The following is a 26,798-nucleotide window of genomic DNA, read 5'->3' on the forward strand; positions in this document are numbered from 1 at the left end:
GAACCAAACGATATGTCAAATTACAAAGTACCCACCATGGCCGAAATGGCAGCCTCCGGAGAATCACCGGAAATCCTCTTTTGGGTGGGCTGCGCTGGGTCATTTGATGATCGGTACAAAGCCGTTACCCAGGCTTTCGTTAAGATCCTCAACAAAGTCGGTGTCAGTTTTGCCGTCTTGGGACCTGAAGAAACATGCACCGGAGACCCAGCAAGAAGAGCTGGAAATGAGTTCCTTTTCCAAATGCAGGCCGTGGCCAATATCCAAGTACTGAACGGCTACAATATCAAAAAAATGGTAACGGCCTGCCCACACTGCTTTAACACCATCAAAAACGAATACCCGGCACTCGGAGGAAAATACGAAGTCATCCACCACAGCCAATTCCTCCAATCACTTATCAACGACGGCAAAATCGTTATGAAAGGCGGCGGGGAATTCAAAGGTAAAAAAATCACTTTCCACGACTCCTGTTACCTCGGTAGGGCCAACAATGTCTATGAAGCCCCCAGGGAAATCATTAAGGCCTTGGACGTGGAATTGGTGGAGATGAAGCGGTGTCGCACCAAGGGACTTTGCTGCGGTGCCGGTGGTGCACAGATGTTCAAAGAACCCGAACCCGGCAAAAAAGACGTCAATGTGGAGCGCACCGAAGAAGCACTCGGGACTGGCGCATCTACCATCGCCGTAGGCTGTCCATTCTGCTTGACCATGATGGCCGATGGTGTCAAAAACAAAGAAAAAGAAAACGAGGTGAAGGTCGTTGACTTGGCCGAACTCATCGCAAAAGACCAGGGGCTGGAATAGAGAAGGGTCTTTGGTAGGTGGCAACTGGCATTTGGTATTTGATAGGTGGTATATTGAACCAAACCATCGGCGTCAAAACGAAGCATCATAGGATCGGGTGTGAAAAAAAACCGGGATTGTCAGCATCCTTCCCAGCCATTTTACGTTCTAGTTAAAGGACACTTTGCATCCAAGATGCTTTGTTTTATATTTAATAATTGAATAAAAAAGACTAAAAGCGATTATGTATTTGCCATTCGAAACAATGCCTGACACCGCTCGGGTATGGATATATCAAGCCAATAGGAAATTTTCCAATGAAGAAAAAGACCTTATCACTTCGCGAATGACGGCATTCTGCGATCAATGGAATACCCATGGCAACCGGATGCCCACTTCTTTTGATATAAAATACGACCAGTTTATCATCCTGTCCGTGGACGAATCCCAGCTCGGTGCCAGTGGATGCTCGATCGACAGTTCCGTTCGGACACTACGGGAGCTCGATGAAGTTTTGCAGGTAAACCTTCTGGACCAAGGCAAGGTTTCTTTTATAAACCAGGATGAAATCACCATTAGCAGCTTAGGCCAAATCAAAGAATACATCCAAGATGGCCAGCTCACCTCTAGCACTAAGGTCTTTAACACTACGGTGCAGCGTAAAGAAGATCTCAAAGACAAGTGGCTCATTCCCGCAAGTGACAGCTGGTTAAACAGATATTTCAATAACTAATTATTATAAAAGTTATATATTAGAGGATACACTTTCTGATGACAGCCTGACTTTATGATGAAAAATTGTTTTCTGAGTTCTCTTTTTATCTTCCTTTTTTTGGTAGGATGCACCAGTTTACAACAAAAAGGAGAAAACCAATTTGCTGCTGGTGAATACCAATTAGCGATTGGCACTTTTTCGAAGGTACTTACTGATAACCCAGATGACAGTGATGCCAACTACTTTGTTGCCGAAAGTTATCGGCTGTCCAACCGCATCGAAGACGCCCTTCCTTACTATGATAAGCTATTGGAAGAGGAAGGCTCTTTCGAAAATTACATGAAAAAAGCCAAGAGCTTACATGATCAGGGAGAATACGAAGAGGCCGCAGCAGCTTATCAGCAGGCCAAAGAACACACCACCAGTGACTCCCTGCTGGCTCTCGCCGATATGGGAGCTGAAAATATGGCCAAAATCGAAGAAATCACGGATTATTGGCCCTATCATGAGCTCCAGAACTATGAATTGCTCAACACATCAGGAATAGATTATGCCCCTGTGGTCAGCGAAGATTTCTTGTATTTCACCAGTTCGCGACGTGCCAGCGGAATGTATCCCGCCACTGGCCAAGGCTATACCAAGCTCTTTCGGGCAAGGGCCAACGGAGTAAAAGTGGATGTCCAAAACGTGCAGCCACTTCCAGAATTCCAGAACGAAGAAAACCTCAACCAAGGGGCCATCACCATCAGCCCAGACGGCAACACCATCATCTACGCACGTGGCAATAGCCTAAGCAAAAAAGACCTTCCCGAGGTCAATTTGTTCATCAGCTATTTCAGGGGAGCGGGCTTTACTGACCCGATCTGGATGCCTGTAAATGAAGATGAAACCTACTGGAACTCCACACCTGCCTTCAGTATCGATGGCGAAGAACTTTATTTTGCCTCAAACAGGCCTGGAGGCTACGGGGGCATCGATCTCTATAAAGCCACCAAGCTGGCCAATGGGGATTTTGGCAATGCCAAAAACCTAGGTCCCGAGATCAACACACCGGGCAATGAGATGTTCCCACGTCCGATGGGGGAGCAACTTTATTTTGCTTCGGATGGGCATCCGGGATTTGGCAAGCTGGATCTTTTTGTGGCTGAGGCCAAAGATGGAAATACCAATATCACCAACCTTGGCAAGAACATCAATTCTATCAGTGATGACTTCGGTATTTTCTTTACCAATTTTCCCAAAGAGGGATTTCTCACCTCCAACCGAGAAGGAGGAGTAGGTGACGATGACATTTACTATTTCCAAGACAACACACCCAAGCCAAAAGTGGTCAATGTTTTCTTGAATGTAAACACCCTGCAAAAAACAGCACAAGGCGAAACAGTGCTTCCTAGTGCCAGAGTAGCCCTCTATGACAGCACCAAACAGACAGTAGGTGGAGACTTCTCCAATGAACAAGGCAGGCTAAGGTTTAAACTAGAGCCGAATGCGGATTTCACTTTGATCGCCTCCAAAAACGGGTATTTCACCAAAAGCATTCCCTACAGCACTGTCGGCAAAACTCCCGCTCAAGAAGACCTCATCCAAGATGTCACCAATGTCACCCTGGACACCACCATTGTGCTGGATAAGCTGGAACTGGAGAAAGCCATCGTATTGGAAAATATCTACTACGACTTGGACAAAGCCGACATCCGTCCAGACGCTGCTGTGGAGCTGGACAAACTGGTCAAAATACTTCAGGACAATCCTGAAATCAAAATCGAGCTCAGCTCTCATACAGACAGCCGTGCCAGTGACGAATACAACCGGGATCTTTCCCAACGCAGGGCGCAGTCTGCCGTAGACTATATCATTTCACAGGGCATTGCTGAAGACAGGCTAGTGGCCAAAGGCTATGGTGAAGACCAACCTGTCATCGAAAACGCCCAAACAGAAGAGGAGCACCAGCGCAACCGACGCACCGAATTTAAGGTCATCGAGATCGAGGAATAAGAAGGGCGAAGTTTGAAAGTTAAGATATTGGAAGGTTTTTCGGTTTTGTAAGAAAACACGCCTACCTAAGTTCCCCTCCGTGACGGAGAGGAATATGTACTTCCCTGATTAGTGTTGACCGGATTAATATTAGTTTTCATTATCAAATATGGTAATCGCTAGTCATTTACTAAAATCCTATTGTGTTTCTCTTTGCTCCAAAATAACTCCACCTAACCTCCCCGCCGTGGCGGGGAGGACTGTCTCAATACAATGTACATTTGTCTCAAGTCTCAAGTCTCACTTCTCATATCTCAAGTTCAAGACTCAAGTCTCACTACTCAAGACTTAATACTTTCAAACATATATTTTCCCAATCCTTGCCAAAATCCTTAACTTTACGGCAACATTAACCAAGTCACTATTCTGATGGACGAAAGATACATGCAACGGGGCGTATCCGCCTCAAAGGAGGATGTGCATAACGCCATATCCAATTTGGATAAAGGACTGTACCCTAAGGCATTCTGCAAAATCGTAGAAGACACCCTCGGCAATGACCCCAATTTCTGCAATGTCATGCATGCTGATGGTGCCGGCACCAAATCTTCCCTGGCGTATCTTTATTGGAAAGAAACCGGTGACTTGAGCGTCTGGAAGGGCATTGCCCAAGATGCCATCATCATGAATACTGACGACCTGCTCTGTGTGGGTGCGGTCAATAATATCCTCGTCTCCTCCACCATCGGAAGGAACAAAAACCTGATCCCGGGAGAAGTGATTTCTGCCATCATCAACGGCACCGAAGAAGTCCTCCAAATGCTCCGTGACAATGGCGTAAATGCAGTCCTCACCGGTGGTGAAACAGCCGATGTGGGCGACTTGGTGAGGACAGTCATCGTGGACAGTACAGTCACCTGTCGCATGCGCAGGGATGAAGTCATCTCCAATGACAATATCAAACCAGGAGATGTCGTCGTCGGATTAGCATCCTATGGGCAGGCCAAATACGAAAACAGCTATAATGGAGGTATGGGCAGCAACGGCCTCACCTCAGCCCGTCATGATGTCTTCAATAAAGTCCTAAAGACCAAATACCCCGAGAGTTTTGATCCATCTGTACCGGATGATTTGATTTATACAGGAAAGTATAATCTGACCGATCCAGCACCTGGAACTCCCGTAAATATGGGCAAGCTGGTACTTTCCCCTACACGGACCTATGCCCCGATCATGGTAGAGGCCCTCAAATACCTCCGGCCACAAATCCACGGCCTGGTACACTGCAGCGGAGGAGCGCAGACCAAAGTACTCCACTTCGTGGACAACGTACATGTGGTGAAGGACAACCTCTTCGAAACACCGCCATTGTTCAAGGTCATCCAAGAAGAAAGTGGTACGGACTGGAAAGAAATGTACAAGGTCTTCAACATGGGGCACCGCATGGAAGTTTATTTGGAAGAAAAATATGCCGAAGAAATCATTGATATCGCGGAATTCCACGGTGTGGATGCACAGATCATTGGTCGCGTAGAGCCTTATGATGGCAAAAAAGTCACCATCAAAAGTGAACATGGTACATTTGAGTATTGATTTACAATATTTTTTTTCCTTGCTCAAATCCTTAAATTAGTACAACTTATCATTTAAAAAGTTGATCATGAGTCTTTCAGAAGAAAAAGAATGGATAAAAAAAGAGGTGGATAATATTCAAGACGAAAGCATCATTGCAGCTATCAGAAACATTATTGACGTGACCTTAAAGAAAGAAGATCTATTTTCTACCCTACCAGAGGAAGAAATAATTGCAAGGGCAAAAAAATCAGAGGAAGAAATAAATAATAATGAAACCATTGCTCTGGAAACGCTGACAAAGGCCAGTAAAAAATGGTAAAGTGAAAGTAGTATTTACAAAATCTGCCAGTGAAAGGCTAAGGAAAATCCATTCCTACTACAAACACAGGGTAAATCAAAGAACAGCCAATAAGATTATAACCCAAATATTAAAATCGGCAAAAAGTTTACATTCAAATCCGGGGAAAGGTTCGATCGAAGAAATATTGGAACCCTTAGGACAGGGACATAGAAAAATCATCGAAGGAAATTATAAAATAATTTATCGAGTAGTCACTTCAGCGGTAGTCATAACCGATATTTTTGATATAAGACGAAATCCAGGTAAGATGAAGCCTTAAATGATGAAAAAAACAATTATGATACTGGCCTGGATAACAGGCCTTTTACTTTTATTGGCAGTGGCTCTGCTCACTACGGTAAACTGGGATGAGCCAAAGGATCAAGATTATTACGAAAGCTCATTAAAAGCTGTTCAAAACCTCCAACCAACCGAGTCATCTGGCCAAGCATGGATGGCCGGATGGGCACAGGTCAATGTAACCCCAAAAGAGCCTGTAGACCTGGTAGGCTATAAGCCTCGTGGTGCCTACGAATTTGTCCAAGACAGCAGCTTTGTCAAAGCATTGGTCGTAGGAAGCGGAAACCAGCAAGTAGCCTTCTTAAATTATGAGCTGCTGATTGTTCATCCTGCTTTGGCCAAGGCGGTGGAAACCGCAATCAGCAAAGCCAATATCCCTGTCGATTTGGTGTACTTTACAGGCACTCACACCCACAGTGGCATGGGAGGATATATGCCAGGAATTATGGGCAAGGTTGCCTTTGGGGGTTATGACGAAAACGTGGTCAGTATGTTGGCAGAAAAATCTGCCCAAGCGATAAAAAAAGCCCTGTCAACGCAGGAATCAGTTACGGTTGCTTACCAAAAATACAGCGCCCCGCAGTTTGTGGGTAATCGGTTTATCCCCGACGGCCCCATTGATCCATTTATCCGTCAGCTGGTCTTCACCAAAATAGATGGCACCAAAGGCACCTTCTTTACTTACACGGCCCACGCCACCTGCCTCAACAGCAAATTCATGGGGCTTTCTGGCGATTACCCCTATTACCTGACCCAAGACATGCTGAACGATTATGCGTTTTCGATGTTTGCAGCCGGGACAGTAGGTAGTCACCAGCCTTTGGCACCTGGAAGGGCTCCCGAGGACATCAAAGTCTATGCCCAGCAATTGGACAGTCTGATGGAACAGCCTGCGGTCTTCAAAGATACTGTCAAAGGCAACACCCTTCGGCTGGGCACACTGAAACCCCAGCTCCCAGAAGCTACCTATCGAATAGCGGACAATATCCGCCTCCGCCCATGGGTATTCAATGGCCTCTTCGGGGATACCAATGCGCACTTTGATGCAGTGCAGATAGGAAACACCTTGATGATATCCTCAAGTGGAGAAATCTCCGGAATGTTTTATAAAAAATGGGAAGCGCTCGCCAAACAAAAAGACCTAAACCTTATCATCACGTCCTTTAACGGCGGCTACATGGGCTATATCGTCCCCGATCAATACTATGATCGCGGCTATTTTGAGGCCAGGGATATGAATTGGTTTGGACCGTATAGTGGCTCATATTATGACATGATCATCACGAACCTTATTCTTGCTGCGGAATGATTTCGAGCACTCCTTCTGGTTTTTTAAACTTAAATGTAGGCATCTTGGCAGGATAGTCCTCTGGAAGCACTTTTCTTTTCAGCTTATAGTCCTTATCCATAGGAAGCTGATAGATCGGGAAGTTATGGCCAAAATCGTCCACATGATCATGCAGGTTAAAGTCTTTAGCAGGATATGAGATGCTACCAAAGCCCATATCTTCAATTGCAGCCCTCAAACTGTCCGCATTAAGTGGCTTTACATGTAAGCTAAAACGATCGAAAATAGACTTACCAGTGTCAAATTCTTCCTGAGCGTACAAATTTCCCCCAACGATAAACAGTACACTAGCGATAACAATACATTTAATATTCATCATGTAAAAGTTTAGTATGCTGTAATTTACAAATCATTACGGCATTTGTAAATGGATAAGATGGGGTGACAGGGCGAACGCATTTAAAAAGTATCCCAGTTTGAATATATCTGCCGTTCCTATGGAATTTAGCTTCATATGCTTACCTAACTTTTCCTAAAACAAACGGCCTTTATCCAGCCACCTTTATACTTTTCTTCCTCTCGAAGTGTCCAACCATGTTTTTTAAAAAACTGATAATACGCTGGCAGATCATTCCGAGGATTATCAGTAATTAACCTAAAAAAATGGATCATCAGCCATTGAAGCCACTGCATAGAGGATTGGTCAAAGAAATCTACCAAAATCCAATGGGCTGACGACTTCGTCCGCTGGTTGATCGCCAAAAACAAGCCATCAATCTCCTCATCAGACAGGATGTCCAGCAGGTATTGGGTGATCACCCAATCAAAATGTTGGGTCGGTAACCGACTAAAATCTGTTTGATGCAAAAAGACCACACGATCCACTTGATTTGGTGTCAGCTGGTTTTTGGCCTTCTGCATCATTTTTTGGGAAGCTTCCACAAAAAAGATTTTCCCTTGGTGGCCGACCCTATTGGCCAGCATCGGGAGATTATCACCAGTACCACCTCCAATGTACAGTACCTGCTCCCCCGTCTCCACCATGTCCAAAAACGCATATTTACTTTCCCTGTGGGCTTTTCCCAGTACAGCCATCGCCAGTCGGTCATAAAAAAACGCCACCTTGTCGTACAGGTTCTTTTTCATGCCTAAAGTTAAGGGAAAGGGTGGGAAAGTTAGAAGGTTTGAATGTTGAAAGGTTATTCCTCCATCTAGATAATCATGAAAGAAATAGAACCTGTCTTACGAAGGCTCCTTTCACAAGTGCCCACCATACTACATTCTGTCAACCTTGATAGTTGACCATTCTGGATCGGCCGTAAGGGATATTCGAGAATTATTTCATGAAAATCAGTATAATCCGTGGACAACTCTCTAATAGTTAGTATAATTGGTACGATAGTGGATGTAACATCCAATCCTATTCACTTTTAACCCAAATACCGTATGAAAAATTTACTCCAGTCCTTTTCGAGCATCAAGTCACTGATCAAGAACATAGATTTTGCCAAGCTCAACCAGCTTTCCCAGAAGGTAGACCTTAATGAAATGGTAGGTATCGTTTCGCAAATGAGCGAGTCGGACCTTGCCAAGATGATGAAAATGATGAAAGGTGGTGGCAAAAAAAGGGAGCTTCCGCCGGTAAATGGAGATTTTTATGAATTGGAAAAAACCTTGGCACCCCACGAGCAAGAGATCGTGGCCAAGGTCCGTGACTTTATGGAAAAAGAGGTTCGGCCGATCGCCAATGAATACTGGAACAAGGGCCATTTCCCCATGCACATCATCCCTAAGATGGCCGAACTGGGCATTGCAGGATTAACGTATAAGGGCTACGGCTGTCCGGGGCATTCCGCTTTACTTGAAGGGTTCCTTGCCATGGAGATGGCACGAGTGGACACCTCCATCTCCACCTTCTTTGGCGTACAATCCGGCCTGGCCATGGGTTCTATCTACGTCTGTGGCTCAGAAGAGCAAAAGCAGGAATGGCTCCCAAAAATGCAAAAAATGGACGTTATCGGTGCCTTTGGATTGACGGAGCCAAAAGTAGGCTCAGGAGTGGCCGGTGGCTTGACCACCACCTGCAAGCGAGAAGGGGACGAATGGGTCATCAATGGCCAGAAAAAATGGATCGGCAATGCCACCTTCTCGGATATCACCGTCATCTGGGCCAGGGACTTGGACGATCAACAGGTCAAGGGCTTCATTGTCCGAAAGGACAACCCGGGTTTTCACCCAGAGAAAATCGAAAATAAAATGGCGCTGAGAACAGTCCAAAATGCCCTCATCACCATGAAAGACTGCCGCGTTCCGGAAAGTGACCGTCTCCAAAACGCCAATTCCTTCAAAGACACTTCCGAAATTCTCCGCCTTACCAGAGCGGGTGTCGCATGGCAAGCCGTGGGCTGTGGACGAGGGGCTTACGAGGCAGCTCTTCGCTATACCAACGAACGAAAGCAGTTTGGAAGGCCCATTGCCGGGTTTCAGCTGGTGCAGGACTTACTGGTAACCATGCTGGGGGACCTTACCGCCATGCAGACCATGGTCTACCGCCTATCCAAAATGCAGGACGCCGGAGAGCTCAAAGACGAACATGCCTCACTGGCAAAGGTGTTCTGCACCCTTCGCATGCGAACTATCGTGGACCACTCCCGTGAGCTGTTTGGCGGCAATGGCATCCTCTTGGAATACGACATCGCCCGCTTTGTAGCTGATGCTGAAGCCATCTATTCCTACGAAGGCACCAAAGAGATCAATTCCCTCATCGTAGGCCGTGCGATTACAGGGCACAGTGCATTTGTATAGTGATCAATGGACCGTGAAGGGGCCAAGGAAAAATGCAAAGTTTGGGAATGTCAGTCAGTTGCTAGGCAACCAAAAAGAGCACAAAAGGAAGCAAATAGGAGGCATCGATCTGACGCCGAACGGCTTCTTTACTGCGTTTACCTCTGAGAAACGCACTTACGTGGATCAAAAACATGATCGCCAGAATGATCAGGTAGATATAGTAAAAGGAACCTAGCACAAAAAACATTCCCACTAAATATACCAGTTCTACCCACATCAGACCTGTCAAAAGGCTATGGGTCATGGGAACTCCCAAAACGCTGACAATGGACCCCATTTCATCCCTGCTATCGCTGTCATAATCCATGTAAGCCAGCAAAAGTAGGTTGAACCAAGCCATTAAAAAATACCCAAAGGCAAAATACCAAAACACCCTCGGTATGCCCTCGTTGGTAAAACGGATCATCGGCACTAGGGTAATGCCGGCCGTGTAGAAGGCTGCCGTGGTAATCTCTTTCAGGATGGACACCTTCTTGCCGAAGAATTTCATGAAAACGATATTTCCGATGATCACCGTCCCCAGCAGCATCCCAAAAGTCATTAAATGTGAGAACTTGATAAAGTCAAAGGCCAATATCACCGCAGTGATCACCACCAATACCAACCAAATCAACAGGGTATTAAAATTCACCTGGTGAAACAAGTGCCTGGCAGAACTGGCTCTTCCTTGGATATTACGTGCATCCATCAGATGGTCAAAGGTATAAATGCCCCAGACAGCCAGCGCCATCAACACATACACCACTGGTGTAAAACTAAGCTCCAGCAAGTGCTGAAAAAAATAGAGTCCTGCACAGGCTCCGAGTACCACGTCCAGCGAAAGCCATTGTATATAATTGTAATATTTCTTGAGTCCCTGTGTCTTCACAAACATAAATATACAACTCAAGGAATAGTTTTCGAATGATTCCCTATATTTAACACCATTGATTTTAAATTAACACCAAAAAAACCACTAAAATGAAAAAAATCCTTCTTAGCTCCCTATTGCTTTTCAGTATGTTGATCAGTGCCTCGGCCCAATCCCCGGTTAAGGTCGCCTGTGTCGGCAATAGCATCACGCAAGGCCCCGGTAGGGACCACCCCGATAGCTGGCCGCTGCTGATGCAAAATGTGCTGGGAGATGAATACCTCGTGAAAAATTTTGGTGTGAGTGGCAGAACACTCCTTAAAAACGGTGATCACCCCTACTGGGACGAACCGCAGTTTCAAGAAGTCCTTGATTTTGGTGCTGACATCTTGGTCATCAAACTGGGCACCAACGATTCCAAGCCCCAAAACTGGAAGCACAAAGAGGAGTTTGTCCAGGATTATATTGATATGATCACTATTTTCAGGGAAACCATGCCGGATGATGGTGAAGTGTATGTCTGCATTCCTGTGCCGGTATTCAAAGATAATTTTGGCATTACCGAAAGTGTGATGGTAGATGAAATGCGCCCCATGCTAAAGGAAATCGCCAAAGCTACCAACTCCAAAATGATCAACCTCTACAAACCGCTCAAAAAACACGGTGACCTCTTTGCCGACGGCGTCCACCCCAACAAAGAAGGCAACCAGCTGATGGCCGAAGCTGTCGCCAAAAAGATCAAGTAATTGGAGATTGGAAGTTTTTATCTCTCTCAGGGTCGCTAGTGTACATCTTCATACTCTAGCGATCCTGAGAGAAATTCACCAAAAAATAGCTGCTTTTACATATTCTTTTGCCCCAGTTTTTCAACCTTACCCAACCATCTTTCTCTAAACTTATCCTTTGAAAGTCTTATGGGGCCAATGCAGGTGATCCTTACCTTCTTCACTCCTATGAACTTCAATGTCCCCCGTTTCATGGCAATATGGCTGGGACTTCCGTTGATCAACCGGTAATACCAAGGTGGTTGGTCCACTGTACAAATGATTCTTGCTGTTTTGCCCGTAAGGCACTTGTCCCACAGTAAGGAACCCTTTCTTTTCTCAAAGGCAAAACCCGGCAACAGGACACGGTCCAAGAACCCTTTCATCATAGCAGGCACAGATCCCCACCATACAGGATACACCCAAACCAAGTGTTCGGCCCATTTCAACTTCTCCTGCGCATCCAATAAGTCTGGTTCAAGTTCCGTCCGCTTTCGATATCCAAATTGCAAGATGGGATTGAAATCCAAATCCCTGATGTGGATTTCCTTTACGTCGGCACCTGATTTTTCAGCACCTATCTTATAGGCCTCTGACAATCCAAAACTGTAACTCTCCCTGTCAGGATGTCCGTTGATGATCAGTATTTTTTTCATAGGGTTTAAAAAATAGTTTTCAATTTCCTTTCCATTTTCACTTCTTTTTTTTTCAAAAGTCGTTTAAATGGAAGTCCCATCATTTGATATAGATCAAATTCGGACTTTTGGGCTCCGTATTCTGCTCAAAGTCTCCAAGGTAATTCCCAGGTAAGAAGCGATATGGGTTAGGGGAATTCTATTGGTGATGTCAGGATGAATGGCCAAAAGGTGCCGATACCTTTCTTCCGCTCTGCTAAACTGAATGGTATCCAATCGCTCACAGAGCCCCAGCATGGTCTCCGTGACCACTTTACCGATCAACCGCTCAAAATCATGGTACTTTTCAGAAAGACTGTCCACAGTATCTTTTGAAAACTCCAATACGGTGGAATCTTCGACAAACTCCACGTAATGAGGGCTTGGTTTATCGCTAAAAAAACTGACCACGGAGGCCATAAATTGATTTTCAAAGGTGAACCAGTCAGATATGTCCTTCCCGTTTTTCAGATAATAGGCCCTCGAACACCCTTTTACGATCAGGTAACCCTTTTTGGAATATTGCCCTTCACGCACGACCACCTCTCCTTTTTTGAAGAACTTGACCTCTGTCCTCGCAATAAATTCCCGCTGACAATCAAGGGATAAGGGAGAATAGACTGCTCCCACCTTGTTCAAAATGCTTTCTACGTTCATTTTAAATATGCTTATGCCTACTTATCAATAACTTTGTGCACCCGAGAAGCCGTGTCTTTACTAGACAGCGTCAATCGAACAATACTATCTGTTAGTGCGGTCAAATCATGAGGGATATTACTATCCAAGGTTAGAATATCGCCTTTCTTCAGGGAATTGGTTTCTCCTTCAACTCCAAAGTCGATTTCCCCTTCTATTATATGAACAATTATTGGAAATGGAGCTTTGTGTTCTTTCATACTCTGCCCACGTTTTAAAACAATCCTAATCTCCTTAGAAAAAGAAGTTTCTAAGATGACCTTAGTGACAATTTTATCGTCATTATATTCTATCTGATCACTAAACGATGATTTTTTCATTATTGTTTTTTACGTGGAGCTAACACCCAAATTCAACTACCAAGTGTTTGATAGGTTAGTTGTAAATGTATCATTTTTTTGGATGACTAGGCAAAAATGTAGCTATAGAACTGTCAAACTTCATTTGACATGAAACAATCCCGGCTTGTGTATTTCCCAAAAAATGAAAAAGGCTCCATTTACTGTGGAGCCTTTTCTATATAACCTTTTTAGCTACATGACACTAAATACTAGCTTCCTCATAATCTTCTGTAGGAATGCAACTGCAGACCAAGTTTCTGTCACCGTAAGCAGAATCGATCCTTCTGACGGTTGGCCAGAACTTGCTGTTTTTTACGTAGTCCAGTGGATATACTGCTTTCTCTCTGCTGTAAGGCAGGTCCCAGTCATCACTCATCACCATACCGGCCGTATGTGGTGCATTTTTCAGTACATTGTTTTCAGGGTCAGCTTTACCTTCCTCGATCTCGCGGATTTCGCCACGGATGGAGATCAGTGCGTCACAGAACCTATCCAGTTCGGCCTTACTTTCTGATTCGGTCGGCTCGATCATCATGGTACCCGCCACAGGGAAAGAAACGGTCGGTGAATGGAAGCCATAGTCGATCAATCGCTTGGCAATGTCTTCTACCTCTACACCTACTGCTTTAAACTCCCTAAAATCCACTATCATCTCGTGAGCCGCTCTTCCTTGGGCACCTGTGTAAAGTGTCGGGAAAAATTCACCAAGTCGCGCTTTGATATAGTTGGCGTTAAGGATGGCCGTTTGGGTGGCATGCTTCAGGCCTTCCCTGCCCATCATGGCGATGTAAGCATAGGAAATTGGCAAGATGCTGGCACTACCGAAAGGCGCAGCCGAAATCGCAGAAATAGGCTGTTGGCCTCCTGTCTTCACCAACGGGCTACTCGGCAAAAACTCCTCCAAGTGCTTGGCCACACAGATCGGCCCCATACCTGGACCACCGCCACCGTGAGGGATGCAGAAGGTTTTGTGGAGATTGAGGTGGCACACATCGGCACCGATGACACCTGGGCTGGTGAGCCCTACCTGCGCATTCATATTGGCTCCGTCCATATACACCTGACCGCCATTCTCATGAACGATCTGGCACATTTCGCGAATGGCCTCTTCAAATACCCCGTGGGTGGATGGATAGGTCACTAGGAAGGACGACAGGTTATCTTTATGCTTTTCCGCTTTTTCTTTCAGGTCGCCAAGGTCTATATTTCCCTTGTCATCACACTTGACGATCACCACTTTCATCCCGGCCATTACGGCAGAGGCGGGGTTGGTACCGTGGGCAGATGAAGGGATCAAAGCAATATTCCGGTGGCTTTCGCCCCTGCTTTCGTGATAAGCGCGTATCACCATCAATCCGGCAAATTCCCCCTGTGCTCCTGAGTTGGGCTGAAGGGAAGTTTCGGCAAAACCGGTAATCTCTGACAGCCAATTTCTCAGATCCTGGAACAACGCATAGTAGCCTGCTGCCTGGTCTTGTGGCACAAATGGATGCAGCTGACCAAACTCTGGCCAAGTAACCGGAATCATCTCAGCGGTCGCATTTAGCTTCATTGTACATGAGCCCAGCGAGATCATGGAATGCACCAGTGACAGGTCCCTGTTTTCCAACCGCTTGATATAACGCAACATCTCGTGCTCTGAGTGGAACGCATTGAAGATCATATGGCCCATATAGTCGGAGGTCCTTTTCAGGCCATCGGCTACCTCAAAACTGAGGTGGGCTACCATGGACCCCAAGTCCACCACATCGGCACTTGAGTGTGTCGTCCGGGCAAATACCTCAATGATCTCCTGAACATCCTCTACCGTCTTGGCTTCATCAAATGCCAAATAAACATACCCTGGCTCGTAGCGGAAGTTCATTTCATGCGACAGCGCAAAAGCCTTGATCTTGGACTGCTTCACATCGTCCACTTTGATCTTAAGGGTGTCGAAGTAGTTTTCATTTTCTTGCTCAAAACCCAACTTGGCCAACCCCTGAGCGGTCAGCTTGGCCAATCCGTGAATTTTTAAGGCAATGTCTTTTAGTCCTTTTGGTCCGTGATACACGGCGTACATTCCTGCCATCACGGCCAGTAGCACCTGTGCGGTACAGATATTGGAGGTGGCTCTTTCACGCTTGATGTGTTGTTCCCTTGTCTGCAGGGCCATTCTGTACGCCTTGTTGCCATCCCTATCAACCGAAATACCGATGATTCGGCCAGGCACCTGACGTTTATAAGTATCTTTGGTGGCAAAATAAGCGGCATGAGGCCCTCCATATCCCATAGGCACACCAAATCGCTGGGTGGTACCGACGACCACGTCAGCTCCCATTTCCCCCGGAGGGGTAAGCAGCGTAAGGGCAAGTAAGTCGGCCGAGAAAGCAGTCGTAACACTGTTTTCCTTGGCTGTTTCTATCAAAGCTTTATAATTGATGGCTTCCCCGTCAGCATTTGGGTACTGAAGCAGTACACCGTAAAGCTCCGGGTCTTCCAAGTTCAGTTTATGCAATGGCCCCTCCACCAAGGTCACGCCAATCGGAAGTGCCCTGGTTTTAAGGATTTCTTTGGTTTGGATAAACACCTTCTCGTCCACAAAAAATTTCGTGGCTTTTTTCTTGTCCCTCGGCCGGGTAGCAAACAGCATGTTCATCGCTTCGGCAGCTGCTGTGCCCTCATCCAGTAGGGAGGCATTGGCCAGCTCCATGCCGGTAAGGTCCATCACCATGGTCTGGAAATTCACCAGTGCTTCCAATCTTCCCTGGGCGATTTCTGCCTGATAGGGCGTATAAGCCGTGTACCACCCTGGGTTTTCGAGTACATTTCTCAATATCACCCCGGGCGTAATGGTATCGTAATAGCCCAAACCGATAAATGACTTATAAATTTTGTTCTTGGCAGCCATCTTGCGGAAATCCTTCAGAAACGTCGCTTCTGACTTTGCCTCAGGCAGGTTGAGGGGATGATCCAGTTGAATGGCTTTGGGGATGGTTTGATCGATCAGCTCATCAATGCTGGCAGCACCGATTTTCGTGAGCATCTCCGACACGTCGTTGGTGGAGGGGCCGTTATGGCGATCTTCAAACTTCACGGTGGGGGTCAAATCAATTTTCATAGTCCAGATAATGCGTAATATACTTGGGTAATATTCCTCTTTTCTTATAGATGTGCAAAGGTATAAATTATTGACCGATAATGATTTTCTTTTCCAAATTTTCTACGGTCTGGAACTGGGGATTTTAACCAGCTCTAACCCGGTTTATGCATTAGGAATCGTAGTGAGAGCTGAAATTGCAAGAAAATCAGTTAGTTTGGAGGCATTAGCGTAGCACCGCTACGGTTATGCCGAAAACTAAAGTGAAATGGCTGATTTTGAAGCAGTTTAAGGTCGAAACAGATAGGCTAATGCATATTCCGGTTTAATACCATTTAGTTAGTGTTTATGTAGAATCACTGGTTCTTTTTGACTTACAGTGGATAGTAGTTTCAGCAGGGATGTTCGGGGTAGGTACTGGACAGGAGCAAAGCAAGTAGGCATGATCTCATCTGATTTTGAGAAGTTAGATGATCAAGTGTGATGCACCTACGGCACATTAAAGAGGACTGATGGCCGTATCTGTTACCAAGCTTTCATACCTATGGCATGATGTTCTTAAGCCAAGGCACATCAATAGGCAAACAGGTCTATCATCCCCTATTTCCTAGCCAAATGGATCAGCGGCTTGACACATTTAGAAAATAATAGCTAGCTTTAGGGGCAAATTTTACTTACAACTCAAATATAGGCATGAAGAGAAATTATATCTTGGCCACTGCCATGGGCCTAATGCTTTCCTGGCAAGCCACTGCCCAAGAGCAGTCACTGGCTGAAAAATACGCCGGTACCATCAGTGATGTAGATCTAGAGGAATACCTTTCCTACTTGGCATCAGATGAAATGGAAGGCAGGGAAACAGGTGAAAAAGGCCAGAAAATGGCTGCAGAATACCTGAGCGGATTTTATAATGAAATCGGTCTGGAAGGCCCTGTAGATGGCAAATACACCCAACCATTTTCCTTGGCCAGCGTTTCCTACGGAGACATCGAGCTCAAAGTGGGCAAGCAAAAACTGGTCAACAACGAAGACTTTGTGTTCATCGGTGACGGTGATATCAAAAAAGAAAAAACAGAACTGGTTTTCCTAGGCCTGGCCAATGAAGAAAACCTCGAAAAGGTGAACGTAGAAGGTAAATTCGTCGGGCTATGGGCCATCGGCCAACGTGCTGGTGGACTGATGGACCAAATCTGGGAAGCGGGCGCCACGGGCATCATCGTGGTCACCATGGAAGGCCAGTCCAACTTTGACCGCTTGGCCAACCGCTACAAATCTCTCAGCGGAAAAGGCCGACTGGGTTTTGAAAAACCTACAGAGCAAAAACCGGTGTTCTTGGTAAGCTCCGATAAAATGGCCAGCTTGTTCGAAAAGTCCGTTGAGGAACTTAAGCAAGCTGCCAAGGACGATCCTGCCAGCGTTTCTTCCCAAAAAGTACGCTACAAGATCGAAAAGAACAAAAAAATGGTAGGCACCGAAAATGTAATGGGCTACCTTGAAGGCACGGACAAAAAAGACGAAGTCCTCGTGATCTCTTCCCACTATGATCACATAGGCATCAATAGCAAAGGGGAAATCAACAATGGCGCAGATGATGATGGCTCCGGCACCGTTTCTGTCATGGAAATCGCCCAGGCATTTGCTACCGCCGCCAAGGAAGGCAACCGGCCAAGAAGATCGGTACTTTTCCTCAATGTCTCTGGTGAAGAAAAAGGGCTATTGGGTTCGGAGTATTATACCGACAACCCTGTATTCCCACTTGAAAACACCGTCAACGACCTGAACATCGACATGGTGGGTCGCGTGGACTACGAATATCAAGATGCCGAAAACCAAGATTACGTGTACGTGATCGGTTCTGATATGCTGGCCTCACAGCTGAAGACCATCATCGAATACAATAACATTACCCACACTGATTTGATCCTGGATTACCGTTATGATGCGGAAGATGATCCGAACAGGTTCTACTACCGTTCTGACCATTATAACTTCGCCAAGCACAACATCCCCGTTGCATTCTTCTTTAACGGTGTGCATGACGACTACCATCAGCCTACTGACACCGTGGACAAGATCGAATTTGGTCTCATGGAAAAAAGGGCCAAGCTGATCTTCTACGCCGCTTGGGACCTGGCCAACAGGGACAAAAGAACGCCCGTGGACGGCAGCAACGACCGAGGAGAACGATAATATAACCCAAGGATGAAAGCCAAAAACTAAAAGGCCTGATGCCAAAAGCAAAAATCCGCAGCACCTTAAATGCTGCGGATTTTCTTTTTTTTCCCCCATCACATAGCCCTCGTTTAGACCATACATAGTCCTCGTTTATAACGAGGCGCTGAGGAGCATGGCATTTGTAATGCCGGTAACGTATTGCATATATCTTCTGATCTGTAAATGATTCAGGGTATTTGGTGAAGAGGATTATAAATCCTCACCATTTGGGTTCGGGATTACAAATCCCGAACAGCAATGTTCTGCGGTTTTTTTTTGGGTTTTACTGCCCATCGTTTTACAACAGGCGACTGATGCGCAGGGTATTTGTAATGCCCGTAAAGAGTTTGCCCCATATTTTTTTTAAAGCCTCTCCATTCCCTCTAGGAGCTTCATGGAATCAGTAATTCAATGCTTACCAGTGCTGGTGCAGAGCCCCAGCACAATCCAAGAAATTATCCCTTAGCCCTAAGGAGGGAAATTATCAAACACTGGTCGACAAATCTCAAGACTCAAGACTCAAGTCTCACATCTCAAGACTCCTATCTCACACCTACCGTTTGCCGCCTTTTTTCTTCATCTGGTTACGGTTTTTCTTGGCTTTGCTGTTCTTGTTACCACGGACTTTTTTCTTGTCGGGATTATAGTGGGGATTACTGGTGGCGCGGGCTTTTTTCTCATGAAAGGCCCCTTTGAAGGTGGGGTCTGCTTTTTGTTTTTGCTTGTCGATCTCACGGTCATAGGCCTGTTTTTCTGCAAAAGGCGTCTCGGCGATCCGCACCTCCTTGGGTATCGGCTCTTCGGGAACGTCCATGCGGATGATTTCCTCGATCCGTCCAAAATGGTACTCTTCTGCCGGGTTGATAAAAGTAAACGCAGCACCTTCCTGTTCTGCTCGCCCGGTACGTCCCACGCGATGGACATAGTCCTCATAAATCAGCGGCACATCAAAATTCACCACATGGCTGACCATACTGATATCCAGTCCCCTGGCCGCTACATCCGTCGCCACGAGAATCCGTACATTTCCCGACTTAAAATCATCCACCGAATTGATCCGGGTGTTTTGGCCTTTGTTGGCGTGGATCACGCGGATTTCACCGTGTTTTCTACGCTCGAGGTATTGGTAGACGGCTTCAGCATTTTTGCGGGATTTGGTGAAGACAATCACCCGATTAATTTCCTGATTCTGAAGGAGGTGGTCCAGCAGGGTGATCTTGGTCTTCAGGTTGGGCACAAAATACTTGGTCTGCGACACCGTATCTGCCGTAGTGGCTTGCAGTGCTATTTCAATTCGCTCCGGAAACTCCAAAAACTCATGAGAAATATGCTCCACCCTTTCGGAGAAGGTCGCCGAAAAAAGCATGTTTTGCCGCTTTACCGGAATAACCTCCAAAATCGACCGGAGCTGCGGCATAAAACCCATGTCCATCATTTTATCCGCTTCGTCCATTATCATGGTCTTGATATTGCGGACAAAGATCTCTCCTTTACTATAGATATCCATAAACCGACCGGGAGTGGCGATGATAATGTCCACGCCCTCGCGGATTTTTTCGATCTGGGGTGTAGGCCCGATCCCCCCATAGAGGCAGACGTACCGCAGGTCCGTGTATTTCCCAAGCTCCAGGATAGCCTGTTCTATCTGAATCACCAGTTCTCGCGTCGGCGCCAATATTAATGCTCTTGCATGTTCACCTTGGGCGTATTTGGCTTTCATGAGTAGCGGAAGCACATAGGCAGCCGTCTTTCCGGTGCCTGTCTGGGCGATGCCCAAAATGTCCTGACCACCAAGTGCCAGCGGAATGGTCTTTTCCTGAATCGGCGTAGGCTTGGTATAGCCGGCTTCTTTCACTGCTTCCAAAAGCTGCTTATTCAGTTTAAAATTCTCGAAAGACTGCGGGCTATCAGACATGATTTATTAATTTTAGCTTCAAATTGATTTGGGATATTTTCTACTCCTGCAAACTCGAATAAAATAGTGTTATGAAGAAGCGTATTTTGATCACTGATGCAAATATAGTAAATGAAGGTAAGATAATCCGTGGAGATGTCTATATACAGGACGGATTGATCTTCTCTGCAGGTGGAAACCTAAAGGATTTTGAGAAAGAAGCAGATGTTACCATAGACGCAAAAGGAAAATATTTGCTTCCCGGGCTGATCGATGACCAAGTCCACTTCCGTGAGCCGGGCCTTACACACAAAGCCGAAATCTACACCGAAGCGAAAGCCGCCGTGGCAGGAGGGGTCACCACTTTTATGGAAATGCCCAACACCGTCCCACAAGCTACTACATTGGAGCTCTTGGAGGAAAAATACAACATCGCGGCTGAAAAGTCACTGGCCAATTACTCTTTCTACCTTGGCGCCACCAATGACAACTTGGATGAGCTGCTCAAAGCTGACCCAAGCACCATCTGCGGCATCAAGGTATTCCAAGGCTCTTCTACGGGCAATATGCTGGTGGACAATCAAGAGACGCTGGAAGGCATCTTCGAAAAATGCGAAATGCTCATCGCTACGCACAGTGAAAATGACGATATCATCAAAGCCAACCTTGAAAAATACAAAGCAGAATACGGCGATGACATCCCCGTAAAGTACCATCCTAAGATCCGCTCGGCAGAAGCCTGCTACGATGCCTCGAAGCGCGTCGTAGACCTGGCCAGAAAACATGGTACCAAACTCCACATCCTCCACATCAGCACCGCCAAGGAGGTAAGGCTCTTTGACAATACCCTCCCGCTAGAGGAAAAGCGGATCACCGCAGAAGCCTGTATTCACCATATGTGGTTCTCTGAGGAAGATTATGATAAAAAAGGCACCTTGATCAAATGGAACCCTGCCGTAAAAACAGCCGAAGACCGTGACGAGATCCTAAAAGGTGTGCTGGATGATCACATAGACGTTATTGCTACAGACCATGCTCCTCACACCTTGGAAGAAAAGGACAACCCTTATACCAAAGCTCCTTCAGGAGGCCCTTTGGTGCAGCACAGCTTGGTGGCACTACTGGAAATGTACCATCAGGGCAAAATCACCCTAGAGCAAATCGTCCAAAAAACCTGTCATAATGTCGCGATTTTGTTTGAAATTGACAAAAGAGGCTATATCCGCCCCGGATATCATGCCGATTTGGTACTAGTGGACTTGGATAACCCTTGGGAAGTTAAAAAAGAGAACATCCTTTCGAAATGCGGCTGGTCGCCGTTTGAAGGGCAGACTTTTCAGTCAAAAATCACACACACAATAGTTTCCGGACATATTGCGTACGAAAATGAGACATTCCACGAGGAGCAAAAAGGGCAACGGCTTAAATTTTCCAGAAAATAATCCCCATTAGCTATTGTTTGAAAAAAAACCGTGTATTACCTTTGCAGTCCGTTCAGGGAAAAGACCTGAATTGAACTTACTAATATGGTGGTTGTAGCTCAGCTGGTTAGAGCGCTGGTTTGTGGCACCAGAGGTCGCCGGTTCGAACCCGGTCTTCCACCCAAAACCCCTCATAATGAGGGGTTTTTCTTTTTATATAAGGAGCAAGGAACTAGTTCGGCATGCTATTTGTCGGAAGAATGTATCATCAAAAAATTGCAGTAATGTTCACATTATTCAAACAACGACCTACCTTCCCTAAGGTAAAACCAGTAAATTTGAAGGATATTCAAATGTATATGGCAAAATTCGAAGAGTCTTTGAAGAACTTCGATGAGGTACAAAAAGAAAACGTTAAATCAATTACCAGATAATAGTAAAAAGGTCATAATTTAGTGACCTTTATTTTTTCGCATTTTATTTTTCTTTTCGCAGTATTAAGGTATTTTTAGTAATTACACAAAAACCACTTTTAACTGCGTTAAATCAATGAGCTACATCCATTTTGATAAGACAGAATTAATTAACTTAAATTATTCTCTCGAAAAAGAAACCATCAGGTCCAACCGATCGGGATGCTATACCAGCACCACTATCATCGGATGTAACACAAGGAAATACCACGGGCTGCTAGTGGCACCACAACCACAAATAGATTCGCAGCTCCATGTCCTGCTATCCACCATTCACGAAACAGTCATCCAGCGAGGAGCCAGTTTTAACCTCGGCATCTGCAAATACCCCGGCAACTATTCGCCCAGAGGGCATAAATACTTGGAAGACTATAGCACTGAGCCCATCCCCAACCTAATATACAGGGTAGGCGGTGTAGTCCTACAAAAAGAAATGATCCTCGACACCACCGCAGACCGAATGATGATAAAATACACCCTATTGGATGCTCACTCGCCCACCACACTCCGGCTGAGTCCTTTTTTGGCCTTCAGGGGTTATCATGGTCTATCCAAGGCCAACACCTATGTCAATAAAAAATACAACAAAGTAAAAAACGGCCTTGAATTCAAACTGTACGAAGCCTACTCTCCATTATCCCTCCAAACCTCCAAAAAGAATGACTTTATAGCGGTTCCAGACTGGTACTACGACATCGAGTACATTAGGGAAAAAGAACGCGGTTACGACTTTCTGGAAGACCTTTACGTACCCGGCTATTTTGAATTCCCCATCGAAAAAGGGGAGTCCGTCATATTTGCCGCTGGCTTAGAGGAAGCAGATCCCGATTCTTTGGCAGAAGCCTTTGAACGAGAACTCAAGAGAAGGACACCAAGAGACAATTTCGAAAACTGCCTTAAAAATGCCGCTGGCCAATTCATCAGTCGGCGCGGTGATGAGACCAGGGTCATTGCCGGTTACCCTTGGTTTGGCTGGTGGGGAAGGGACACGTTGATCGCCGTTCCAGGCCTCACCCTTACACAAGGTGACGACACCACTTTTAAAGAGGTCATGCACACCATGTCAAAAGACATCAAAGGTGCCATGTTTCCCAATATTGGCAGCGGAGGACAGTTTAACATGAACACGCTGGATGCCCCACTCTGGTATTTTTGGGCGTGGCAGCAATACGAAAACTACACAGGAGATCGTAAAACTATCACCGACCAATACCTCCCCAAGCTGAAAGGCATTATCGACGGGCTCTTGGCCGGGAGTGATTTCAATATCAAGGTACTGGAAAACGGCCTGCTCTATGGCGGACAAGAAGGTATCGCCCTTACCTGGATGGATGCAGTCACCTCCGATGGCCCTGTTACTCCGCGGATCGGCTGCCCAGTTGAGATCAATGCACTTTGGTACAACGCACTTTGTTATTACCACGAACTTACAGGCGAAGATTTTGCAAGAGAGTTGGCAGAAAAGGTTAAAGCCGCCTTCGTTACCAATTTTTGGGACAAAGAGAAAGGCTACCTCGCTGATGTTGTCGACGGCAACCATAAAGATTGGTCCATCCGACCCAATATGGTATTCAGCACTTCACTTCCTTACAGCCCACTGGACGATCCCCAGAAAGCTGACGTACTGGAAGCCATCAAGCTCTACCTCCTCACTCCTAGAGGACTCAGGACACTGGCTCCCCGTAACCCCGCCTACAAAGGCTACTACCAAGGAAACCAGTACCAAAGAGACAATGCATATCACCAAGGGACGGTATGGCCATGGCTACTTGGGCATTTTGCAGAAGGCTACTTAAAAATACACGGCAAAGCGGGCAAAAACATGATCGAAAAGCTCCTTGAAGGCTTTGACGACACCATGACACAATATGGCATTGGCTCCATTGCGGAGATTTACGATGGCGACCCTCCACACAGGCCAAAAGGAGCTATTTCACAAGCTTGGAGTGTCGGAGAGCTTCTCCGGATCATGCATTTAGTTAATCAATATTAAACGTAATTTTTTATGAAGGTATTAATGTTTGGATGGGAATTTCCGCCGCACATCTCCGGTGGGTTGGGCACTGCCTGCTATGGACTTCTTAAAGGAATGGCACATTTTGACCACGAAGTGGTTTTTGTCGTGCCAAAGCTCTATGGAGATGAAGATCCACTGGCAGACTTTGTCAATGCCAGCGATGTCGAGATCGATTACAGGGAAAAGCGGTTTAAAGAAATTTGGAAAAACCTCACTTATTTAGAGGTCAGTTCCTTCTTAATACCATACCTAGGACCGGAAGAGTACGCCCGATTCACCGATAAGGCCCTCCATGACAGAACGGACGTGGATGAAAGCATTTTTGCCAATAAGTTCTCTTTTAGCGGTAAATACACCAAGGACCTGATCATGGAAGTATCGCGTTATGCGTTAGTGGGTGCCCAAATCGCCAAAAGCAAGGAGCATGACATCATCCATGCCCATGACTGGCTCTCTTTTCCTGCAGGTGTAGCCGCCAAAAAAATCAGCGGAAAGCCACTTGTTGTCCATGTACACGCCACAGAATTTGACCGATCAGGTGAGCATGTCAACCAGCGCGTATATGACATCGAGCGATCTGGCATGGAAATAGCAGACAAGATCATCGCTGTAAGCCATCTCACCAAGAAAACGATCATTACCCGCTATGGCATTCCTGAAGAAAAGGTCACCGTCATCCATAATGCTGTTCTGGACACCAGTATCATCACCAGCACAGCCACTAAGAAAGTCCCTGAAAAAATAGTTACTTTTCTAGGAAGAATAACCTTCCAAAAAGGCCCTGAATACTTTATAGAAGCAGCCAATAAGGTACTCAAAAAAGACGAAAATGTCCGCTTCGTAATGGCAGGATCAGGCGACCTGATGAACAGGATGATCGACCGCGTGGCTGAATTGCGGATAGCCACCAAATTCCATTTTACCGGTTTTCTAAAAGGCGGAGATGTAGATCAGATGTTTGCCATCAGCGATGTCTATGTGATGCCTTCCGTGTCGGAGCCGTTTGGCATCTCTCCCCTTGAAGCTGTCCGCTACAACACTCCCGTGATTATTTCCAAGCAATCGGGAGTAGCAGAAGTCCTTACCAATGCACTAAAAATAGATTTTTGGGACATTGACGCAATGGCAGATGCCATCTTTGCCCTGCTTCACTATGGAGGGATATCTACGATGTTCCAACAATGCGGAAGTGAAGAACTCAAAAAAATGAAGTGGGAGCACGTCGCTGAAAAGATCTTCGCCCTTTATGATAAAACTCTAACCGTAACACATTCATGAGAACCATTTGTTTTTATTTTCAGGTACACCAGCCGTATCGGCTAAAACCTTACCGATTCTTTGATATTGGCGAAGATCATCACTACTGGGATGACTTTGCCAATAAAAGCATCATGCGAAAAGTAGCCGAAAAATGCTATCTGCCCATGAATGCTTTACTGCTCGAATTGATCGAAAAGTACCAGGGTAAGTTCAAAGTCAGCTTCTCTCTTTCGGGAGTATTCATGGACCAAATGGAGGAATATGCTCCTGACGTCCTGGAGAGCTTCCAGAAACTCGTGGCCACTGGCCATGCAGAATTGCTGAACGAAACCTACGCCCATGCCCTTTCTGCCTTAAAAAGCAAAGAGGAATTTCATGACATGGTGCGCGCACAACAAGAGAAAGTCAAAAAACTCTTTAATGGCTATACCCCGAAAGTATTCCGTAACACCGAATTGATCTATTCGGACATCATCGGTGAAATGGTCGCAGAACTTGGCTATGAGGCGATTCTCACAGAAGGCGCCAAGCATATCCTAGGCTGGAAAAGCCCCAATTATGTCTACTGCAATGCCATCGAGCCAAAGTTAAAAGTGCTCCTCAAAAACTTCCGCTTAAGCGATGATATCGCCTTCCGTTTTGGGGAAAAAGCCTGGGCGGACTGGCCACTCACCACGGACAAATTCGTCAATTGGATCAATCAAATTCCCCAAGAAGAGGAGGTCATCAACCTGTTCATGGACTACGAGACCTTTGGTGAGCACCAATGGGCAGAAAGCGGCATTTTTGAGTTTATGCGCCATCTCCCTGACGCGGTATTGAACCAATCGAACTTCTCCTTCTCCACCCCATCAATGGTAGTGGAAGAAGCCTCACCTGTCGGCAAGATCCATGTGCCTGTCCCTATTTCTTGGGCGGATGAAGAACGGGATCTCACCGCTTGGCTGGGCAATGACCTTCAGGACGAAGCATTTGACCGCCTGTATGAGCTGGAACCGCTGGTCCGACAGTCGAAGGATCCACAAATCCAAAAAGACTGGAAATACCTCCAGACCAGTGACCACTTCTATTACATGTGTACCAAATTTTTCTCCGATGGAGATATTCACGCTTATTTCAGCCCTTACGATAGCCCCTATGAGGCATTCATCAACTTCATGAATGTCCTTAGCGATTTTATGCTGAGGCTGAAAAAAGAGCAGAACACACCCATTACAGAAAAATAAAAAAATCCCCGGCTCACTACCGGGGATTTTTATTAGCTTCAACTGCAACTGACTGCTTGATCAACAT

Annotated in this window: 22 protein-coding genes and 1 tRNA gene; 15 read left to right on the plus strand and 8 right to left on the minus strand. The window is 46.0% G+C overall.

The features are described from left to right. The first annotated feature begins 12 nt into the window (after positions 1-12). The 7 genes from DN752_RS09990 (at position 13) to DN752_RS10020 (ending at position 6,999) form a co-directional block, all read left to right on the plus strand. Entirely contained in the window at positions 13-807 is a 795-nt protein-coding gene (locus DN752_RS09990) for a (Fe-S)-binding protein (RefSeq protein ID WP_112783806.1), read from the plus strand. Between the two features lie 244 nt (positions 808-1,051). Next, positions 1,052-1,519 carry a hypothetical protein gene (locus DN752_RS09995; protein WP_317048526.1) on the plus strand — a complete coding sequence of 156 codons (468 nt, stop codon included), beginning with the start codon at positions 1,052-1,054 and terminating at the stop codon, positions 1,517-1,519. A gap of 54 nt (positions 1,520-1,573) precedes the next feature. Continuing rightward, complete coding sequence (locus DN752_RS10000; protein ID WP_211324197.1) at positions 1,574-3,496, plus strand: OmpA family protein; 1,923 nt, start codon at positions 1,574-1,576, stop codon at positions 3,494-3,496. Between the two features lie 408 nt (positions 3,497-3,904). Further along, positions 3,905-5,068: an AIR synthase related protein gene (locus tag DN752_RS10005; RefSeq protein WP_112783809.1), complete on the plus strand. Its 1,164-nt coding sequence runs from the start codon at positions 3,905-3,907 to the stop codon at positions 5,066-5,068. Positions 5,069-5,135: 67 nt separating this feature from the next. Next, entirely contained in the window at positions 5,136-5,369 is a 234-nt protein-coding gene (locus DN752_RS10010; RefSeq protein WP_112783810.1) for a hypothetical protein, read from the plus strand. Position 5,370: 1 nt separating this feature from the next. Further along, on the plus strand, positions 5,371-5,670 hold the full coding sequence (locus DN752_RS10015; RefSeq protein WP_112783811.1) for a type II toxin-antitoxin system RelE/ParE family toxin: 300 nt from the start codon (positions 5,371-5,373) through the stop codon (positions 5,668-5,670). Beyond that, entirely contained in the window at positions 5,671-6,999 is a 1,329-nt protein-coding gene (locus DN752_RS10020) for a neutral/alkaline non-lysosomal ceramidase N-terminal domain-containing protein (RefSeq protein WP_245949499.1), read from the plus strand. Here DN752_RS10020 and DN752_RS10025 read toward each other — a convergent pair. Both DN752_RS10025 and DN752_RS10030 read right to left on the minus strand, forming a co-directional pair. Next, a complete protein-coding gene (locus DN752_RS10025; protein ID WP_112783812.1) occupies positions 6,980-7,357 on the minus strand; it encodes a hypothetical protein in 378 nt (125 codons plus the stop codon). The two genes, DN752_RS10020 and DN752_RS10025, sit on opposite strands and share 20 nt — an antisense overlap. A gap of 143 nt (positions 7,358-7,500) precedes the next feature. Next, the gene (locus tag DN752_RS10030) at positions 7,501-8,124 is read right to left on the minus strand and encodes a class I SAM-dependent methyltransferase (RefSeq protein WP_112783813.1); all 624 of its coding nucleotides are present in this window, start codon (positions 8,122-8,124) and stop codon (positions 7,501-7,503) included. A gap of 300 nt (positions 8,125-8,424) precedes the next feature. Here DN752_RS10030 and DN752_RS10035 point away from each other — a divergent pair, with 300 nt between their 5' ends. Continuing rightward, positions 8,425-9,783 carry an acyl-CoA dehydrogenase family protein gene (locus DN752_RS10035; protein WP_112783814.1) on the plus strand — a complete coding sequence of 453 codons (1,359 nt, stop codon included), beginning with the start codon at positions 8,425-8,427 and terminating at the stop codon, positions 9,781-9,783. 61 nt (positions 9,784-9,844) lie between these two features. On the opposite strand, the gene DN752_RS10040 is transcribed toward DN752_RS10035, so the two are convergent. Next, positions 9,845-10,714 (minus strand): hypothetical protein, encoded by an 870-nt coding sequence (locus tag DN752_RS10040; RefSeq protein ID WP_245949500.1) that lies wholly within the window; start codon positions 10,712-10,714, stop codon positions 9,845-9,847. 71 nt (positions 10,715-10,785) lie between these two features. Between DN752_RS10040 and DN752_RS10045 the strand changes: the two genes are divergently transcribed. Further along, positions 10,786-11,421, plus strand: coding sequence for a GDSL-type esterase/lipase family protein (locus tag DN752_RS10045; protein WP_112783816.1), 636 nt, complete (start codon positions 10,786-10,788; stop codon positions 11,419-11,421). 95 nt (positions 11,422-11,516) lie between these two features. Here the strand turns inward: DN752_RS10045 and DN752_RS10050 are convergent, their stop codons facing one another. From DN752_RS10050 to gcvP, 4 genes are all read right to left on the minus strand, one after another. Then, complete coding sequence (locus tag DN752_RS10050; RefSeq protein WP_112783817.1) at positions 11,517-12,095, minus strand: NAD(P)H-dependent oxidoreductase; 579 nt, start codon at positions 12,093-12,095, stop codon at positions 11,517-11,519. 93 nt (positions 12,096-12,188) lie between these two features. After that, a complete protein-coding gene (locus tag DN752_RS10055; protein WP_112783818.1) occupies positions 12,189-12,770 on the minus strand; it encodes a Crp/Fnr family transcriptional regulator in 582 nt (193 codons plus the stop codon). A 17-nt stretch (positions 12,771-12,787) separates the two neighbouring features. Then, positions 12,788-13,129, minus strand: coding sequence for a cupin domain-containing protein (locus tag DN752_RS10060; protein WP_112783819.1), 342 nt, complete (start codon positions 13,127-13,129; stop codon positions 12,788-12,790). A 223-nt stretch (positions 13,130-13,352) separates the two neighbouring features. Beyond that, the gene (gene gcvP / locus DN752_RS10065) at positions 13,353-16,247 is read right to left on the minus strand and encodes an aminomethyl-transferring glycine dehydrogenase (RefSeq protein WP_112783820.1); all 2,895 of its coding nucleotides are present in this window, start codon (positions 16,245-16,247) and stop codon (positions 13,353-13,355) included. Positions 16,248-16,919: 672 nt separating this feature from the next. Here gcvP and DN752_RS10070 point away from each other — a divergent pair. Beyond that, complete coding sequence (locus DN752_RS10070; RefSeq protein ID WP_112783821.1) at positions 16,920-18,416, plus strand: M28 family peptidase; 1,497 nt, start codon at positions 16,920-16,922, stop codon at positions 18,414-18,416. Between the two features lie 577 nt (positions 18,417-18,993). On the opposite strand, the gene DN752_RS10075 is transcribed toward DN752_RS10070, so the two are convergent. Continuing rightward, the gene (locus DN752_RS10075; protein WP_112783822.1) at positions 18,994-20,355 is read right to left on the minus strand and encodes a DEAD/DEAH box helicase; all 1,362 of its coding nucleotides are present in this window, start codon (positions 20,353-20,355) and stop codon (positions 18,994-18,996) included. Positions 20,356-20,426: 71 nt separating this feature from the next. On the opposite strand from DN752_RS10075, the gene DN752_RS10080 reads away from it, so the two are divergent. The 5 genes from DN752_RS10080 to DN752_RS10105 all read left to right on the plus strand — a co-directional run bounded on the left by DN752_RS10080 (position 20,427) and on the right by DN752_RS10105 (position 26,731). Then, positions 20,427-21,776 (plus strand): dihydroorotase, encoded by a 1,350-nt coding sequence (locus DN752_RS10080; RefSeq protein WP_112783823.1) that lies wholly within the window; start codon positions 20,427-20,429, stop codon positions 21,774-21,776. A gap of 86 nt (positions 21,777-21,862) precedes the next feature. Continuing rightward, positions 21,863-21,938 (plus strand) — tRNA-His (locus tag DN752_RS10085). A 366-nt stretch (positions 21,939-22,304) separates the two neighbouring features. Further along, positions 22,305-24,221: an amylo-alpha-1,6-glucosidase gene (locus DN752_RS10095; protein WP_112783825.1), complete on the plus strand. Its 1,917-nt coding sequence runs from the start codon at positions 22,305-22,307 to the stop codon at positions 24,219-24,221. A gap of 12 nt (positions 24,222-24,233) precedes the next feature. After that, positions 24,234-25,523, plus strand: coding sequence for a glycosyltransferase family 4 protein (locus DN752_RS10100; RefSeq protein ID WP_112783826.1), 1,290 nt, complete (start codon positions 24,234-24,236; stop codon positions 25,521-25,523). After that, positions 25,520-26,731, plus strand: a complete 1,212-nt coding sequence (locus DN752_RS10105; RefSeq protein WP_112783827.1) for a glycoside hydrolase family 57 protein — start codon at positions 25,520-25,522, stop codon at positions 26,729-26,731. The genes DN752_RS10100 and DN752_RS10105 overlap by 4 nt, the downstream gene beginning before the upstream one ends. The last annotated feature ends 67 nt before the right edge of the window (positions 26,732-26,798 follow it).

The sequence above is a fragment of the Echinicola strongylocentroti genome (genome assembly GCF_003260975.1).
GTDB classification, from domain to species: Bacteria; Bacteroidota; Bacteroidia; order Cytophagales; family Cyclobacteriaceae; genus Echinicola; species Echinicola strongylocentroti.